Source organism: Sporichthyaceae bacterium, assembly GCA_036493475.1.
GTDB lineage: Bacteria > Actinomycetota > Actinomycetes > Sporichthyales > Sporichthyaceae > DASQPJ01.
Genome location: DASXPS010000104.1, coordinates 19,748 through 33,814, shown reverse-complemented (window position 1 = coordinate 33,814; position 14,067 = coordinate 19,748). Strand labels below are relative to the sequence as shown.

Genomic DNA, 14,067 nt, shown 5'->3' with positions numbered 1-14,067 from the left:
CGAACGCTCCCGCCTCGGCCGACTGCTCCGCGGCATGGCCGATGCGCCGGTGGCGCTGTCCACGTTGGGTCTGGCGGTGAACGTCTCCCGCGTGCTGGTGTTCTGCATCGCCGGCTTCATGGCCGGGATCAGCGGCGCCCTGTACGCCTCGATGTTCGGCGCGGTGAAGAGCGACAGCTACTTCTTCGTGCAGTCGCTGATCGTGCTGGCTGTACTGGCCATCTCCGGACGGCGCACCGTGGCCGCCGCCGTGGTCGCGCCGTTGCTGCTCTTTGTGGTGCCGAACTACATCACCGACCCGGACTTCTTCCAGGTTCTGCAGATGTTCTTCGGTGCGGCCGCGATCCTCGCGGCGATCGGCTCGCAGGGCGCCTATGAGCGATGGTTCGCCACCACCGCGGCGCGCTTCACCGAACGACGCACAGGCCCCGCGTCGGTGCGCCTGGAGGACTTCCACCACCGGCACCGCGCCGCGCACGCGCCGGTACCCACGCCATGAACGTGAGCAGTTCCCCCGAGAGGACCGGGATCAAGATGGCAGTTTCCCGTCGAGGCCGCTGGGCCTGGTTGGCGTTGGTGGTTGCGTTGCCGATGGCCGGCTGCGGTACGCGTGTCTCCGACGCGCGGATCGACGCGGCCGACGGCTCCGCCCGTAGCGCGGTCACCCGGGACAGCGCGGGCGTCGGCGCCACTCCGGCCGGCGCGGACAGCCTGCTGGGTGGGCAGCCCGCTGCCGCACCCGCCGCAGCGCAGGCACCATCAGTTCCAACGGCGGGCGGTACGGTCGCCGCCGGTGCACCGGCGGCCGGCACCACCGTCGCCGCCACCGGCAAGACCCCGAAGACGGCCAAGGTGCAGGGTGCCGCTGCGGCAGGCGAACCCGTGGCCGCCGTTGCCACCGGACCGAACTCGCCCTGCAAGGCGACGCTGGCCCCGGTGCCGCTGGGTCAGACTGCCCCGACGTCCGGCATCATCGGTGCGTCCACCGCGAACCTGCGCACCGGTCTGGCGCTGTGGGTGCGCTTTGTGAACACCCACGGCGGGGTGCAGTGCCACCCGGTGGAGATGTACCAGATGGACGACGGGGCCGACCCCGCCCGGGTCACCTCCAACCTCACCGAACTGGTGCGCAGTCACCACGTCGTCGCGATCATCGCGGCCGGTATTCCGACCACATTCCCGGCCGGGCAGACCTTCGCGGACAAGAACAAGATTCCCTTTGTGGGCGGGGACCTGATCGAACCGGCCTGGTTCAACGACCCGTGGATGTTCCCGCAGGGAGGGTCCGCGCTGGCCGCCTACACCGGTGGCATCCGGGAGGCGGCGCATTCGGTAAAGGCCACCACCGCCGGCTTGATTTACTGCGTCGAGGCGTCGATCTGCGGCACCATCAACAAGAATTTCGAGGCGATGGCCGCGCAGTCCGGCCTGAAAACCGTGCTGCGCAAGGTCTCCTCGATCACCAATCCGGACTACACCGCCGAGTGTCAGGCAATGAAGAGCGCCAAGGCCGAGGTGGTGTTCTACTCCCTGGAGGGCGCCGGAAGCGGGCGCCTGTCCCGCTCGTGCCGGGCACTGAACTACAGCCCGCCGGTGGCCACCGCAGCACTGGCGGTGTCCGCCACCGCGGCCGAGGACCCGAACCTGCGTGCCCAGGGCGTGTACTTGGGTACCGGCGATGCCCCGTTCACCGCGTCGGACACACCGGGGACCAAGGAGTTCCAGGCCGCGTACAACACCTACGCGCCGGGCTCGCAGGTGGACGAGGACTCGATCAACGCCTGGACCTCCGGCAAGTTGTTCGAGGCCGCGATCGCCAACGTGTACGAGCAGGCCCGAAACGGCCCGATCACCACGCAGATGGTGCTCGACGGGCTGTGGAAGGTCGACGGAGACACGTTGAACGGGTTGGCGCCGCCGTTGAAGTTCAACAAGGGCGTGCCCGCCACGCAGAACGACTGCTACTTCTCGTTGACCATTACCGAGAAGGGGTACGGATCTCCCAAGGGCAGTAAGTACGAGTGCTTCAAGGGTCTGCCGACGGGTTTCTGAGCACCATTCAGAACGTTGCTAGGAACGGAGCACGGTGACTGTCGCCAAGGAGGAAGTTGCACCGCCGATCCGGGTGCGTCGACCGTCTGCGGTCGTGCGCGGGCTGTTGCTGGACAGCGCCCGGACCTTGTTCGCCACCCGCGGCTACGCGGGGGCGAGCACCCGAGAGATCGCCGAGCAGGCCGGGGTGCGCGAAGCCTTGATCTTCCGCCATTTCGGCAACAAAGCGGGGTTGTTCCGAGCGGCGGTGGTCGATCCGTTCCGCGGCATCATCGAAGGCTTTGTGGACGATTGGGAAGCCACCCACGAGTCCAACACCATGACCACCTACGAGCTCACCGGCGCCTGGATCACCTCGCTGCACGCGCTGATGCGGGAACACCGTGAGCTGGTGGTCGCGCTGATCACCGCGCACAACTTCGAGGACGAGGCCGACCCGGACGGCCTGCCGATCACCGACGCCTTCGCCCGGCCGATCCGGCGGCTGGAAAAGTTCACCCGCCGAGAGATGGCCGGCCGCGGGCTGTCCGGTGATCCGACGATCTCGGTGCGCGCGACCTTCGGCATGGTGATGGCGATGGCCGTGCTGGACGACTGGTTCTTCGCCGGGGTCACCCGCCGCCCGCCGGCCGAGGTGGTGACCAAGGAGATGACGGACCTGGTGGTCGGGGGCATCACTCGCTTGCCGAACGGCGCGTGGACAGGCTAACGTTCCTGTCTGGACACAGTGTCCGAGCACAGTGTACGAGTGCCTTTCCGAGAGGACCCGGACTCATGGGCCACGCCAAGCCGGACTTCGACCCGGTCTCCCTCTCCCCGCTGAGTTTCTGGTCGGGCACGCCGCGGGAGCGGGACGAGTCGCTGCGCATCCTGCGCGCCGAGCGGCCGGTCAGCTATCACCCGCCGGCCGAGGGCTCGATGATGCCGCCGGAGGAAGGCGTCGGAGGCTTCTGGGCCATCGTGCGCAACGAGGACATCCGCGCGATCAGCACCGATCCGGAGACCTTCTGTTCCGGCGAGGGCATCACGCTGGAGGACGTCCCGGTGGCGATCCTGGAGACGGTCAGCTCGTTCCTGGCCATGGACTCCCCACGGCACCTGCAGCTGCGCCGGCTGTGTTCCAGCGCCTTCACCCCGCGGCGGGTGGCGCAGATCGAGGGGCAGATCGCCAATCAGGCCGAGCGCATCGTCGACGACCTGGTCCAGCACCCCGAGGGCGACCTGGTGGCCGCGGTGTCCCGGCGGCTGCCGATGATGACCATCTTCGAGATGATGGGCGTCGACGAGGACTACCGGGGCGAGGCCACCGAGAGCGTCGATGGCCTGACCTCCTGGGCCGATGAGGAGGTGCGCGGCGAGTTGCTCCCCGAGGAGCTGCTGATGAACTCCACGCTGAACCTGCTGCGCATAGCGCTGGAGATCGCCGAGGCCCGCCGCTGCGACCCGCGCGATGACCTGATGACCGCGCTGGTGCAGGCCGAGGTCGACGGCCGCACGATGAACGACGAGGAGATCGCGGCCTACTTCATCCTGCTGGCGGTGGCCGGCAACGACACCACCCGCAACACGATCTCGCACACCGCGCGGGCGTTCACCGAGTTCCCCGAGCAGCGCAAGGTCCTGATGGAGGACTTCGACGGGCGCATCGGCACCGCGGTGGAGGAGATGATCCGCTGGGCCACCCCGGTGATGACCTTCCGGCGCACGGCAACCCGTGACGTGGAGTTCCGCGGAGCGCAGATCTCCGAGGGCGATTGGATCGGGCTGTTCTACCAATCCGGCAACCGCGACGAGGCGGCGTTCGCCAACCCGTGGCAGTTCGACGTGCGGCGCGAGGAGAACCCGCACGTCGGGTTCGGCGGCGGTGGTCCGCACTTTTGCCTGGGCACCATGCTGGCCCGCGCCCAGCTGCGTAGCATCTGGGGCGAGCTGTTGACCCGGGTGCCGGAGTTCGAGGTCGGTGAGCCGGATTACCTGGTCGGCAACTTCATGTCCGCGGTCAAGCGGCTGCCGTACCGACTGAATCTGGGTTGACCGATGCGCATCTTCGATGATCTCGACACCTTCGCCGCCGCCGCCGGGCAGAACCTCGGCACGTCGGAGTGGCTGACGGTGGATCAGGCACAGATCGACGCCTTCGCCGAGGCGACCGGGGACCGGCAGTGGATCCACATCGATCCGGTGCGCGCGGCGGACGGTCCGTTCAAGACCACCATCGCGCACGGGTTGCTGACGCTGTCGTTGTTCCCGCTGCTGATGGGTGAGATCTACACGGTCAACGGGATCTCGATGGGCATCAACTACGGGCTGAACAAGGTGCGCTATCCCGCGCCGGTGCCGGTCAACTCCGCGGTCCGGTTGCACCTCACGCTGGCCGGCGTCGAGGCGCTGGACGCCGCCACCGTCCAGGCGGTACTCGCGGGCACGTTGGAGATGCGTGGCGCGGCCAAGCCGGCCTGCGTACTGGAGGCCATCGTCCGGTACGTGCGCTGACCGTGCCGGACGTCGAGGTTGAGGTCGACGGCAACGTCGGCCGGCTCACGCTGAACCGCCCGGCGTCCCGCAATGCGATCTCGCTGAACCTGGCGCGGGAACTGGGCGCCGGGGTGCGGGCGTTGGCGCCGCGGGTGTCGGTGATTGTGATCCGCGGCGCGGGCGGGACGTTCTGTGCGGGCGGGGATTTCGAAGAGCTCATGGCGTTGCGCGAGGCGGGTCGCGCCGCGCTGGCCGAACTGTTCACCGCGTTCCGTGATGCCACGGCGGCGATCGCCGCAGCCGAGGTGCCGGTGGTCGCGGTGGTCGAGGGTCACGCGGTGGCCGGCGGCTTCGAACTCATCCAGGCGGTGGACGTGGCCATCGCCGCCGAGTCCGCGACGCTGGCCGACATCCACGCGCGCTTCGGGCAGATCCCCGGTGGCGGCGGCACGGCCTTGTTGCCGCGGCTGATCGGTCAGGCCCGCGCCACGGCGTTGGTACTCACCGGCGACACCCTGACGGCCCGTCAGGCCTGTGAGTGGGGACTGCTCTACCGGGTGGTGCCGGACGTCGACCTGGACGAGGCGGCGGCCGCATTGGTGCGCCGACTGACCAAGGGATCGCGGGCCGCTCGCGCGGCAAGCAAGCGGTTGATCCGCGAGGGCCTGGCCCTGCCGTTGCCCGCGGCGTTGGACGCGGAACTGTCCGCCGTCCTCGATCACCTCCTCGGCTCCGGCGGGGCCGCCGCGGCCGAGTCGTTCTCCACCCGGAAGAAGGACAACCCATGACCGACCAGGTGCTGCTCGAGCTGCGCAAGGACGGGGTCGGGCACCTGTTGTTGAACCGGCCGGCTGCGTCCAACGCGATGAGCAATGCGTTCTTGCGCGAGCTGCACGACCAGGTGATGCGTTGTCACGGCGAACCGGGGCTGCGCGCACTGGTGCTGTCCGGCGCCGGGCCGAACTTCTGCACCGGCGGGGATGTGAAGGACTTCGCGTCCAAGGGCGAGGCGTTGCCGGACTACCTGCGCGAGGCCACCACCTGGCTGCAGATGGTGGCCTCCGGCCTGATGCACCTGCGCGCCCCGGTGATCGCCGCGGTGCACGGGTACGCGGCCGGCGGCGGCGGGTTCGGGTTGGTGTGCGCCGCCGATCTAGTGGTGGCCGGGCGCTCGGCCAAGTTCCTGCCCGGAGCCACCCGGGCCGGCATGGCACCCGACGCCGGGGTGTCGGTGACGCTGTCCCGCATCGTCGGCATCCGCACCGCGATGGAACTGGTGCTGACCAACCCCACGTTGGACGCTGAGCAGGCCAAGGCCATCGGCCTGGTGAACCGGGTGGTCGACGACACGACGTTGCTGGACGAAGCGTTCGCCCTGGCCGAACAGTTGGCCGCCGGCGCGCCGCTGGCCCTGGGCGCGGCCAAGCGGCTGCTCTGGGACGGCGTCGGGCGCAGCGTGGAGACCGCGCTGCCCGACGAGTCGCGCACGGTCTCCGAGCTATCTGGTACCTACGATGCGCGCGAGGGTTTGGCCGCGGTGATCGAACGGCGCGCGCCGCGCTTCGAGGGGCGCTGAGACATGAGTGAGCTTGCGAGCTCATCAACAAGCACAGGTCGGTCGTGCCTCATCGGCGCACCGAGGGACGAGGTGCATCGATGAGCGTCGCGGTGGTCACCGGCGGCGGGCGGGGGATCGGTGCGGCGATCTGCGCGGCGCTGGCCAAGACCGGGGCGTCGGTGTGGGTGGTGGACCGCGATGCCGAACCGGCGCACGTCGTGGCCGAGGCGGTCGGTGGTCGCGCGGTGGTGCTGGATGTGGCCGACGCCGAGCAGGTGCTCGACGTGCTCGGCGAGTCCAACGCTGCGATCCTGGTGAACAACGCCGGGTACGACGAGTTCTCCTGGTTCACCGACGTGCAGCCGGAGGACTGGCGGCGGTTGCTGGCGGTGAACCTGGAGGGCGTGTTCGCCTGCACCCGGGCCGTGCTGCCCGCGATGCAACGCGCCAAATACGGGCGCATCGTCAACGTGGCCTCGGAGGCCGGCCGGCTGGGCTCCAAGGGCAACGCGGTGTACGCGGCGACCAAGGGCGGGGTGATCGCGTTCGGCCGGTCCATCGCCCGAGAGAGCGCGCGGTTCCAGATCACCGTGAACACCGTCTGCCCCGGCCCGATCGAGACCCCGCTGCTGGACAAGGTGCGCGCGCTCGGCGACCGCGGCGATGCCATGGTGCAGGCGATGATCGGCGCGACCGAACTGCATCGGCTCGGCACGCCCGACGAGGTCGCCGCCGCCGTCGCCTTCCTCTGCTCGGAGTCCGCGTCCTACATCACCGGTGAGGTCCTCGGCGTCTCCGGCGGCATGGGCATCGGCTGCTGACGCCGCCAATCCCACGTCCTCTCATGGCGTGTCGGGCCATCAAGGCGTCCTGATACCCCCACACGCCATGAGAGGTGGTGGGAACGGGCGCGCTGCACACGTTGGCGTTCCCCTCAGCCGTTTGGTAACGTTCTGTCTGGACACACTGTCCGAGCAGACTGACCGAGGAGCGGGCGTGACTCAGGGCATCGTCGGATACGGCGCCTACCTGCCGGTGCACCGGCTGGAGTTCGCCGACCTCGCGGCCACCCTGGGCACAGGATCGCCGAAGGGGTCGCGGGTCGTCGCCGGGTTCGACGAGGACGCCACCACCATGGGCGTGGCGGCCGCGCGGCCGATCGCCGAAGGCCCGATCGGCCCGCTCTGGTTCGCCACCACCTCCCCGCCGTACGCGGAGAAGACCAACGCCGCCGCGGTGCACGCCGCGGTGGGCGCGGGCGAGGACGGCTTCGCGGTCGACCTGGCCGGTTCCTCGCGCTCGGGCACCGGTGCGTTGCGTGCGGCCGCGGCCGGGGGCGGGCTCGCGGTGTTCGCCGACGTCCGGGTCGGGATGCCCGGTTCGGCCGATGAACGCGAGGGTGCCGACGGCGGCGCGGCGTTCCGATTCGGGCCCGTTGCGGACGCGCTGGCCGTGCCGGTGGCCGCGGCGAGTCTCACCGCCGAGTTCTTGGACCGCTGGCGCGCGCCCGGTGATCTGACGAGTCGTCAGTGGGAAGAGCGCTTCGGGCTGGAGATGTACACCCCGCTGGTCGCCGAGGCCGTCGCCCGCGCGCTGGGTGAGGCGGGCATCACCGCCGCCGACCACGTCGTGGTCTCCTCCCCGCACGCGCGCACCGCGGCCACGCTGGCCTCGAAGTACGGCGCGCAGGACGTTCTCCCGCTCGGCCACGCCGGGGCCGCCGACCTGGGGCTGCGGCTGGCCGACGTGTTGGACCGCGCCACCCCCGGCCAGACCATCCTCACCATCAGCGCGGTGGACGGCGCGGACGCGACCGTGTGGCGGACCACCGACCGGGTGGGCAGCACCCGAGCCGGCGTGCGCGCACAACTGGAGGCCGGCCGAGCCATTCCGTATGCCACGTACCTGACCTGGCGCGGCTTCCTGGAGCGCGAGCTACCCCGTCGGCCCGAGCCGGAGCGTCCGGCCGGTCCGCCCGCGGCACGCAACGCCGGTTGGAAGTTCGCCTTCGTCGGCAGCCGCTGCGACAAGTGCGGGTTCGTGCACCTGCCGCCGGCCCGGGTCTGCGCATCCTGTCGGACGGTGGGTCAGATGACGAAGACGTCGCTGGCCGACGCGGTCGGCACGGTGGCCACCTACACCGTCGACCGGCTGGCCTTCTCCCCGTCCCCGCCGATGATCAATGCGGTGGTCGACTTCGACGGCGGTGGCCGCAGCCTGCTGGAGCTGGCCGACGCCCGAGCAGACGAGGTGGCCATCGGCCGCCGGGTACGGCTGACCTTCCGTCGCCTGTACACCGCCGACGGGGTGCACAACTACTTCTGGAAGGCCCGCCTGATGGAGGAATCCGATGGCCAGTAGAGGGATCCGGGACCGCGTTGCCGTGGTGGCGATGGGCTGCACCACCTTCGGTGAGCACTGGGACCGCTCGGTCGACGACCTGTTGGTGGACGCGGTCACCGAGTGCCTGTCCGGGGATGCGCTGACGCCGGAGGAGATCGACGCCTACTGGCTGGGCACCATGACCTCGGGGCTGTCCGGGCTCACCCTGTCCCGTCCGCTGGCCATCGACAACAAGCCGGTCTCCCGGGTGGAGAACTTCTGCGCCACCGGGTCCGAGGCCTTCCGCAACGCCTGTTACGCGGTGGCCTGCGGTGCCTACGACACCGCGATGGCGGTCGGGGTGGAGAAGCTGAAGGACAGCGGCTACTCCGGGCTGGTCCGCCCGGCCATGGCCTCGGACGGCACCTCGGCCGAACTCACCTCCACCGCGCCCGCGGCGTTCTCCCTGTTGGACCCGGCCTACTGCGCCAAGTACGGCGTCGACCCGGCCGCGATGCGCGAGGCAATGACCCACGTCGCGTGGAAGAACCACGTCAACGGGGCGCGCAACCCCCGCGCGCAGTTCCGCAAGGCGGTACCCAAGGAGAAGATCGCGGGCTCCCCGCTGATCGCCGGGCGGCTGGGTGTCTTCGACTGCTCCGGGGTCTCCGACGGCGCCGCCGCGGCGGTCATCGTGCGCGCCGAGGACGCCCACCGCTACACCGACCGCCCGATGTTCGTGAAGGGCCTGTCGCTGATCGCCGGCCCCGGCTCCGGCCCGGTCGACCCCGGGTATGACTACACCACCTTCCCCGAGGTGGTGGCCAGCGCCGCGGATGCCTACGCGCAGGCCGGCATCACCGACGCGGCCTCCCAGCTCAGCCTGGCCGAGGTGCACGACTGCTTCACCCCCACCGAGATCGTGTTGATGGAGGACCTCGGGTTCTCCCCGCGCGGGGAGGCCTGGAAGCATGTGCTGGACGGGGCTTTCGACCTCGACGGCCGGCTGCCGGTCAACCCCGACGGCGGGCTGAAGTCCTTCGGGCACCCGGTGGGTGCCTCCGGGCTGCGCATGTTGTTCGAGTGCTGGCTGCAACTCCGCGGTGAGGCGGGCGAGCGGCAGCTGGACAACCCCACCCTGGGTCTGACCCACAACCTCGGCGGACGCCCCGGGGCGTGCGTGTCCTTCGTGTCGATCGTCGGCAAGGAATTGAGTGCAGCATGACCCCCGTCGGATCTCGCACAGAGACATCGAGATACGCAGAGCTCGTCCGCCCGGATCGGGTGCACGGGTCGATCTACACCGACCCGGCCATCTTCGCCGATGAGATGGAGCGGATCTTCTACTCCACCTGGGTTTTCGTCGGACACGAAAGCGAGGTCCCGGAGCCCAACGACTACGTGGTGAAGAGCATCGGCCCGCAGTCGGTGATCATGACCCGGGCCAAGGACGGCAGCATCCACCTGCTGCAGAACCGCTGCGCCCATCGCGGCAACCTGGTCTGCGAGGCGCCGAAGGGCAACACGCTGGCCTTCCGCTGTCAGTACCACGGCTGGACCTATGCGAACAACGGCGACCTGCTCGGTTTCCCGTACAAGCAAGGCTACGACGGGGTGTTGGACAAGAGCAACATCACCCTCGGCCGGGTGCCGCGGGTGGAGTCCTATCAAGGTTTCGTGTTCGGCTCGTTCGCTCCTGATGGCCCGTCACTGAGAGAACATCTGGGTGCCGCCACCGAGTGCCTCGACCGGCTGGCGCGTATCTCGCCGGCCGGTGAGGTGCAGCTGACCGCGGGCTGGCTCAAGCACCGGGTCAAGGCCAACTGGAAGATGCTGCTGGAGAACGAGACCGACGGCTACCACCCGCAGTTCGTGCACTCCTCCATCTTCTCCGTGGCCACCAGCGGCATCGGCGCGCTGTACAGCGAGAACTCCACCGCGCTGTGCCGGGACCTCGGCAACGGGCACACGGAGAACGACCTGCGCCCGGAGTTCCGCCGCATCGCCGAACCCATGGGTTGGTTCGGCACCACCGCGGAGAAGGTGCCGAACTACGTGCAGGCGATGCGCGACTCCTACGGCAAGGCCGCCGAGGAGATCATGATCGACGGCTCCCCGCACGTGATGATCTTCCCGAGCCTGTTCATCGCGGAGATCCAGCTGTTCCAGATCCAACCGCTGGCCGTGGACCAGACCGTGCAGCACGTCACCTGCATGCAGTTCAAGGACGCGGCCGACCTCAATCGCCGCGTGCTGCAGCAGACCATCGGCTCGGTCGGCCCGGCCGGCTTCCTGCTCGCCGATGACTCGGAGATGTACGAGCGCAACCAGCGCGGCGTGGCCGCGCGCAACCCGGAATGGGTGCTGATCGCCCGTGGGCTGAACCGCGAACACACCGACGCGGAGGGCTTCACGGTCAGCAACAACACCGACGAGACCACGCTGCGCGCGATCTGGCGCCACTACATGACCCTGATGGATCACTGATGCCGCTCACCCTGATCGAGGCCGAGGCCTTCCTCTACCGCGAGGCACGGTTGGCCGACACCCACGACTACGACTCGTGGGAGGAGCTGTGGACCGAGGACGCCATCTACTGGGTACCGGCCGGTGGGGACTCCGCGACCGACCCGGCGAACAATGTCTCGGTGCTGTTCGACAATCGCTCGCGCATCGGCACCCGGGTACGCCAGCTGAAGTCCGGCAAACGGCACTCGCAGAACCCGAAGTCCAGTGTCTGCCGACTGATCAGCAACGTGGAACTGCTCGGTGAGCACGAGGGCGACACGGTGATCGGCGCGACCGCCTTGGTCGTGGAATCCCGCGACGACCGCACCACGATGTGGGCCGGGCGTTATGAGTACCGGCTGCGCCGGGTGGCCGACGACGTGCGCATGTCGTTCAAGAAGGTCACCCTGGTGGACCGGGAGCACCCGTTGAACACGCTGAGCATCCTGCTCTGACATGGACGAGAGCCTCGAGCAACTCGGCATCGTGGACAGCGAGTTCGCGTGTGTCCGGCTGTCCATCGACCGCAGCGGCAACGGACCCCGGCTGCGCATTGAGGACATGAGCAGCGACCGCGTCGGCTACGTCGACGCGCTCATCCTGGAAGCCCTGTGCTGGGCCTCCGACGAGCATCTGCGCACCCTGCTCGACCCGTCGTCCGAACGCTGGCGCGAGGCCGAATAGCCGTCGTGGCCGATGACGCCGCGCCGGCACACCACTGGTGGGCATGGTTGAAACGGGCGAGGCGATTTCGAGCCCGGGTTTGCGACTCTGGTTTCAACTCTGCCCGTCAGTTGTGTCTCCTGGCGCCCGCCCCACCACGAACTAACGCGCCGTCAGCTACTGGACCTCCGACGACTGGGGTGCGAGAGGCGTCCGCGTTCGGGGGTCCTTGTCGGTCCATTGGACGTCGAACGTCGCGCACTGCTCCGTCAGCTCCGCGACCTGCCGCCGCAGGTCCTCCAACTCGCTGACCACGCGCGCAGCCACGAGCTTCGTGTCAACGGCCTCGGGCGCGGCGTCGCGCGATGTCTTTCGCGGCGCACGACCCACGCGGGCCGCGAGCAGGATGCACCCCACGCCGAGCAGCAGGGCGTTGGCGCCCGCCGCCCGGAACGCGATGCCGGTCCCGGCCAGGAAACACAGCGTCAGGCCGGCCAGGGCCAGCACGGCTCCGTAGATCGCGACCGCCGCGCGCGGCAGGGGTCCGAACGGGCGGGACTGCACTCGCGGGGAGTGGTCAGCCGGCTGCAGAGCGATGCCTGCACTCGCGGAAACAGCGCTTTCCCAGAGAACGGCCATGCGTTCACAGTGAGCCCTGGATGAGGGGCGAACCAGGGCAAGGCGGGACATTTTTCAGCCTTTGCAGAATAGACGCGAAGGCAAAGGGCGCTGACGTCAGCGAAAGTGAGGGCTAAGGCCACGTTTTTGTTGACGTTACGCGGTTTTAGCTCCAGCCGTCGTTTATGGCGGCGTGCTTGGCCACCTTGACCTCGCGGGTGCCGGCGCGGGGATTGGTGGAGATTTCGAAGTCGCAGAAGCCGGTGCGGCCGTCGTCCATGGTGACCTCACACAGCGAGTCCACCCAGTAGACGCCGTGGTTGGTGGTGACCACGCCGTTGACCACCGTGCAGTGCGCGCGCAGTTGCTCGCCGCCCGGCAGGTTGAGGGTGAGGATGCCGCCGCGGTGGGTCATCGCGTCGGTCTCCATGAACGTCACGATGTCCACGCTCTCGGCGAGGATCAGTTCACCCTCGCGCACGATGTAGCCGATGCTCACCGTGCTGTCGTCGATCGCGTGCCAGGCCATCGAACCGAAGGACAGCTCCGGGCCGAGCGAGCCGGACACCCAGCGGTGGGAGAGCAGCATGTCCCAGCGGCGCGGGCCCCAGGAGTGGTCGCGGTGGCAGAGCGCGTCGACGACGTACTCGCGGCCGTTGATGCTCGCGGTGCCGCGCGCGCGACCCGAGGTCTCGTAGTGGTGTTTGGCGAAGTCGTCGACCATGCTGCCGCTGGAGGGGAAGAAGTCGGTGAGCGGATAGAAGTTGTCGATCCGCAGGTCCAACTCCAGGCCGTCCTCCTTGACCCGAACCCGGGGCAGCCCGTCCTCGATGTCCCAGGTGCTGCCGGCGGCGCGGAAGCCGCGCTCGGTCTCGGCCGGCAGCAGCGGCACCCGGCCCACCCGGCGGTAGCTGGAGTACGCGTCGAACACGAAGCACTGCACCGCGGCCTCGCCGCCGTTCGCGTGCGGCTCATGTCCGATGCGGTGCACGCCGCCGACCTTGTGAGTGGCGTCGTACCAGTGCACGAACACGCTTTCCTGCCACCACGGATCCGGCCCGGCAGAGTGGCTGCCCTCGTCGTCGACGCTGTACTGGTAACCGCCGCCCATGAACTCTTGCTCCTCCTAGCGCGCCGCGACCAGCACGGGCTCCGCGACGTCCGACGTCGGCATCGCGACGTCGGCGTTGACCGCTTTCAGCGTGGTGAAGTACATGACGAACACCCAGATAAAGAAGTCGACGGCGACGACCCAGAAGCCGAACACGCCGTTCCAGGCGAACGGACCGTGCTTGAAGAACGGGATGAGGATGCCGACCATCAGACCCATGGCGCAGTAGAGGTTCACGTAGCCGACCCAGCGGGGGTAGACACTGCCGTCGGAGCCGAGCACACACAAGCCGATGCCCACGTTCTGCAGGATCGCGCTGCTGACCGCGCCGAGAATCATGAACCAGGCGACCGCGTTCAGCACCACGACGACGTCGTCCTGCACGCCGTTGTAGTAGGAGATGGCCAGCCACAGTGCGGCCGGGATCATGATGAACAGCACGCCTACCGCCGAGATGAGCATCTGCGCCTGCGCGTAGACCGAGCGCGGACCCTCGATGCGGCGCAGTTGCGCGGCGAACACCGCGGACGGGAAGACGAAGAACGCGCCGCCGAAGAAGAACATCGCCGAGGCGATGCGCACGTTCTGGTGGTGGTGGAAGTGGGCCGCCAATTGCTCGAAGCTGCCGTTCGGGGAGAACGGCGGAATCCAGCCGGCCACCGCGAACGCGCCGCCGACCAAAGCCACGAACAGCCACGTGAAGTGCAGGCAGATCTTCTGGGCCAGTTGGTTCATTGCGGCGTCCTCCGACGTGGGCAAG

Annotated in this window: 16 protein-coding genes; 13 read left to right on the top strand and 3 right to left on the bottom strand. The window is 68.8% G+C overall.

The genetic code is table 11. The features are described 5' to 3' along the window. The 13 genes from VGJ14_11120 to VGJ14_11060 form a co-directional block, all read left to right on the top strand. The coding region (locus VGJ14_11120) for a hypothetical protein (protein ID HEY2832965.1) at nucleotides 1–499 on the top strand (499 nt) is incomplete at its 5' end. Between the two features lie 35 nt (nucleotides 500–534). Next, nucleotides 535–2,052, top strand: a complete 1,518-nt coding sequence (locus VGJ14_11115) for an ABC transporter substrate-binding protein (protein HEY2832964.1) — start codon at nucleotides 535–537, stop codon at nucleotides 2,050–2,052. Nucleotides 2,053–2,086: 34 nt separating this feature from the next. Further along, the gene (locus VGJ14_11110) at nucleotides 2,087–2,761 is read left to right on the top strand and encodes a helix-turn-helix domain-containing protein (protein HEY2832963.1); all 675 of its coding nucleotides are present in this window, start codon (nucleotides 2,087–2,089) and stop codon (nucleotides 2,759–2,761) included. Nucleotides 2,762–2,826: 65 nt separating this feature from the next. Next, nucleotides 2,827–4,086 (top strand): cytochrome P450, encoded by a 1,260-nt coding sequence (locus VGJ14_11105; GenBank protein HEY2832962.1) that lies wholly within the window; start codon nucleotides 2,827–2,829, stop codon nucleotides 4,084–4,086. A 3-nt stretch (nucleotides 4,087–4,089) separates the two neighbouring features. Beyond that, nucleotides 4,090–4,545 (top strand): MaoC family dehydratase, encoded by a 456-nt coding sequence (locus tag VGJ14_11100; GenBank protein ID HEY2832961.1) that lies wholly within the window; start codon nucleotides 4,090–4,092, stop codon nucleotides 4,543–4,545. A 2-nt stretch (nucleotides 4,546–4,547) separates the two neighbouring features. Next, complete coding sequence (locus VGJ14_11095) at nucleotides 4,548–5,315, top strand: enoyl-CoA hydratase/isomerase family protein (protein ID HEY2832960.1); 768 nt, start codon at nucleotides 4,548–4,550, stop codon at nucleotides 5,313–5,315. Then, nucleotides 5,312–6,103: an enoyl-CoA hydratase-related protein gene (locus tag VGJ14_11090; protein HEY2832959.1), complete on the top strand. Its 792-nt coding sequence runs from the start codon at nucleotides 5,312–5,314 to the stop codon at nucleotides 6,101–6,103. The genes VGJ14_11095 and VGJ14_11090 overlap by 4 nt, the downstream gene beginning before the upstream one ends. 80 nt (nucleotides 6,104–6,183) lie before the next feature. Further along, nucleotides 6,184–6,906: an SDR family oxidoreductase gene (locus VGJ14_11085; GenBank protein HEY2832958.1), complete on the top strand. Its 723-nt coding sequence runs from the start codon at nucleotides 6,184–6,186 to the stop codon at nucleotides 6,904–6,906. A 175-nt stretch (nucleotides 6,907–7,081) separates the two neighbouring features. Further along, a complete protein-coding gene (locus VGJ14_11080; GenBank protein ID HEY2832957.1) occupies nucleotides 7,082–8,446 on the top strand; it encodes an OB-fold domain-containing protein in 1,365 nt (454 codons plus the stop codon). Continuing rightward, nucleotides 8,436–9,632 (top strand): acetyl-CoA acetyltransferase, encoded by a 1,197-nt coding sequence (locus VGJ14_11075; GenBank protein ID HEY2832956.1) that lies wholly within the window; start codon nucleotides 8,436–8,438, stop codon nucleotides 9,630–9,632. Before VGJ14_11080 ends, VGJ14_11075 begins: the two co-directional genes overlap by 11 nt. 59 nt (nucleotides 9,633–9,691) lie before the next feature. Then, nucleotides 9,692–10,894, top strand: coding sequence for an aromatic ring-hydroxylating dioxygenase subunit alpha (locus VGJ14_11070; GenBank protein HEY2832955.1), 1,203 nt, complete (start codon nucleotides 9,692–9,694; stop codon nucleotides 10,892–10,894). Next, on the top strand, nucleotides 10,894–11,370 hold the full coding sequence (locus VGJ14_11065) for an aromatic-ring-hydroxylating dioxygenase subunit beta (GenBank protein HEY2832954.1): 477 nt from the start codon (nucleotides 10,894–10,896) through the stop codon (nucleotides 11,368–11,370). Before VGJ14_11070 ends, VGJ14_11065 begins: the two co-directional genes overlap by 1 nt. 1 nt (nucleotide 11,371) lies before the next feature. Then, on the top strand, nucleotides 11,372–11,599 hold the full coding sequence (locus VGJ14_11060; GenBank protein ID HEY2832953.1) for a hypothetical protein: 228 nt from the start codon (nucleotides 11,372–11,374) through the stop codon (nucleotides 11,597–11,599). A gap of 156 nt (nucleotides 11,600–11,755) precedes the next feature. Here the strand turns inward: VGJ14_11060 and VGJ14_11055 are convergent, their stop codons facing one another. The 3 genes from VGJ14_11055 to VGJ14_11045 all read right to left on the bottom strand — a co-directional run bounded on the left by VGJ14_11055 (nucleotide 11,756) and on the right by VGJ14_11045 (nucleotide 14,042). Next, nucleotides 11,756–12,217 carry a hypothetical protein gene (locus VGJ14_11055; protein HEY2832952.1) on the bottom strand — a complete coding sequence of 154 codons (462 nt, stop codon included), beginning with the start codon at nucleotides 12,215–12,217 and terminating at the stop codon, nucleotides 11,756–11,758. A gap of 145 nt (nucleotides 12,218–12,362) precedes the next feature. Further along, on the bottom strand, nucleotides 12,363–13,307 hold the full coding sequence (locus tag VGJ14_11050; GenBank protein HEY2832951.1) for a propanediol utilization protein: 945 nt from the start codon (nucleotides 13,305–13,307) through the stop codon (nucleotides 12,363–12,365). Between the two features lie 15 nt (nucleotides 13,308–13,322). Then, nucleotides 13,323–14,042 (bottom strand): hypothetical protein, encoded by a 720-nt coding sequence (locus tag VGJ14_11045; GenBank protein HEY2832950.1) that lies wholly within the window; start codon nucleotides 14,040–14,042, stop codon nucleotides 13,323–13,325. Between the last annotated feature and the right edge of the window lie 25 nt (nucleotides 14,043–14,067).

What these genes read in the sequence shown, in the direction of transcription:
- VGJ14_11075 (HEY2832956.1), top strand. Translation starts at nt 8,436, where the DNA reads ATGGCCAGTAGAGGGATCCGGGACCGCGTTGCCGTGGTGGCGATGGGC.
- VGJ14_11090 (HEY2832959.1), top strand. Translation starts at nt 5,312, where the DNA reads ATGACCGACCAGGTGCTGCTCGAGCTGCGCAAGGACGGGGTCGGGCAC.
- VGJ14_11045 (HEY2832950.1), bottom strand. Translation starts at nt 14,042, where the DNA reads ATGAACCAACTGGCCCAGAAGATCTGCCTGCACTTCACGTGGCTGTTC.
- VGJ14_11060 (HEY2832953.1), top strand. Translation starts at nt 11,372, where the DNA reads ATGGACGAGAGCCTCGAGCAACTCGGCATCGTGGACAGCGAGTTCGCG.
- VGJ14_11065 (HEY2832954.1), top strand. Translation starts at nt 10,894, where the DNA reads ATGCCGCTCACCCTGATCGAGGCCGAGGCCTTCCTCTACCGCGAGGCA.
- VGJ14_11050 (HEY2832951.1), bottom strand. Translation starts at nt 13,307, where the DNA reads ATGGGCGGCGGTTACCAGTACAGCGTCGACGACGAGGGCAGCCACTCT.
- VGJ14_11105 (HEY2832962.1), top strand. Translation starts at nt 2,827, where the DNA reads ATGGGCCACGCCAAGCCGGACTTCGACCCGGTCTCCCTCTCCCCGCTG.
- VGJ14_11100 (HEY2832961.1), top strand. Translation starts at nt 4,090, where the DNA reads ATGCGCATCTTCGATGATCTCGACACCTTCGCCGCCGCCGCCGGGCAG.
- VGJ14_11055 (HEY2832952.1), bottom strand. Translation starts at nt 12,217, where the DNA reads ATGGCCGTTCTCTGGGAAAGCGCTGTTTCCGCGAGTGCAGGCATCGCT.
- VGJ14_11115 (HEY2832964.1), top strand. Translation starts at nt 535, where the DNA reads ATGGCAGTTTCCCGTCGAGGCCGCTGGGCCTGGTTGGCGTTGGTGGTT.
- VGJ14_11085 (HEY2832958.1), top strand. Translation starts at nt 6,184, where the DNA reads ATGAGCGTCGCGGTGGTCACCGGCGGCGGGCGGGGGATCGGTGCGGCG.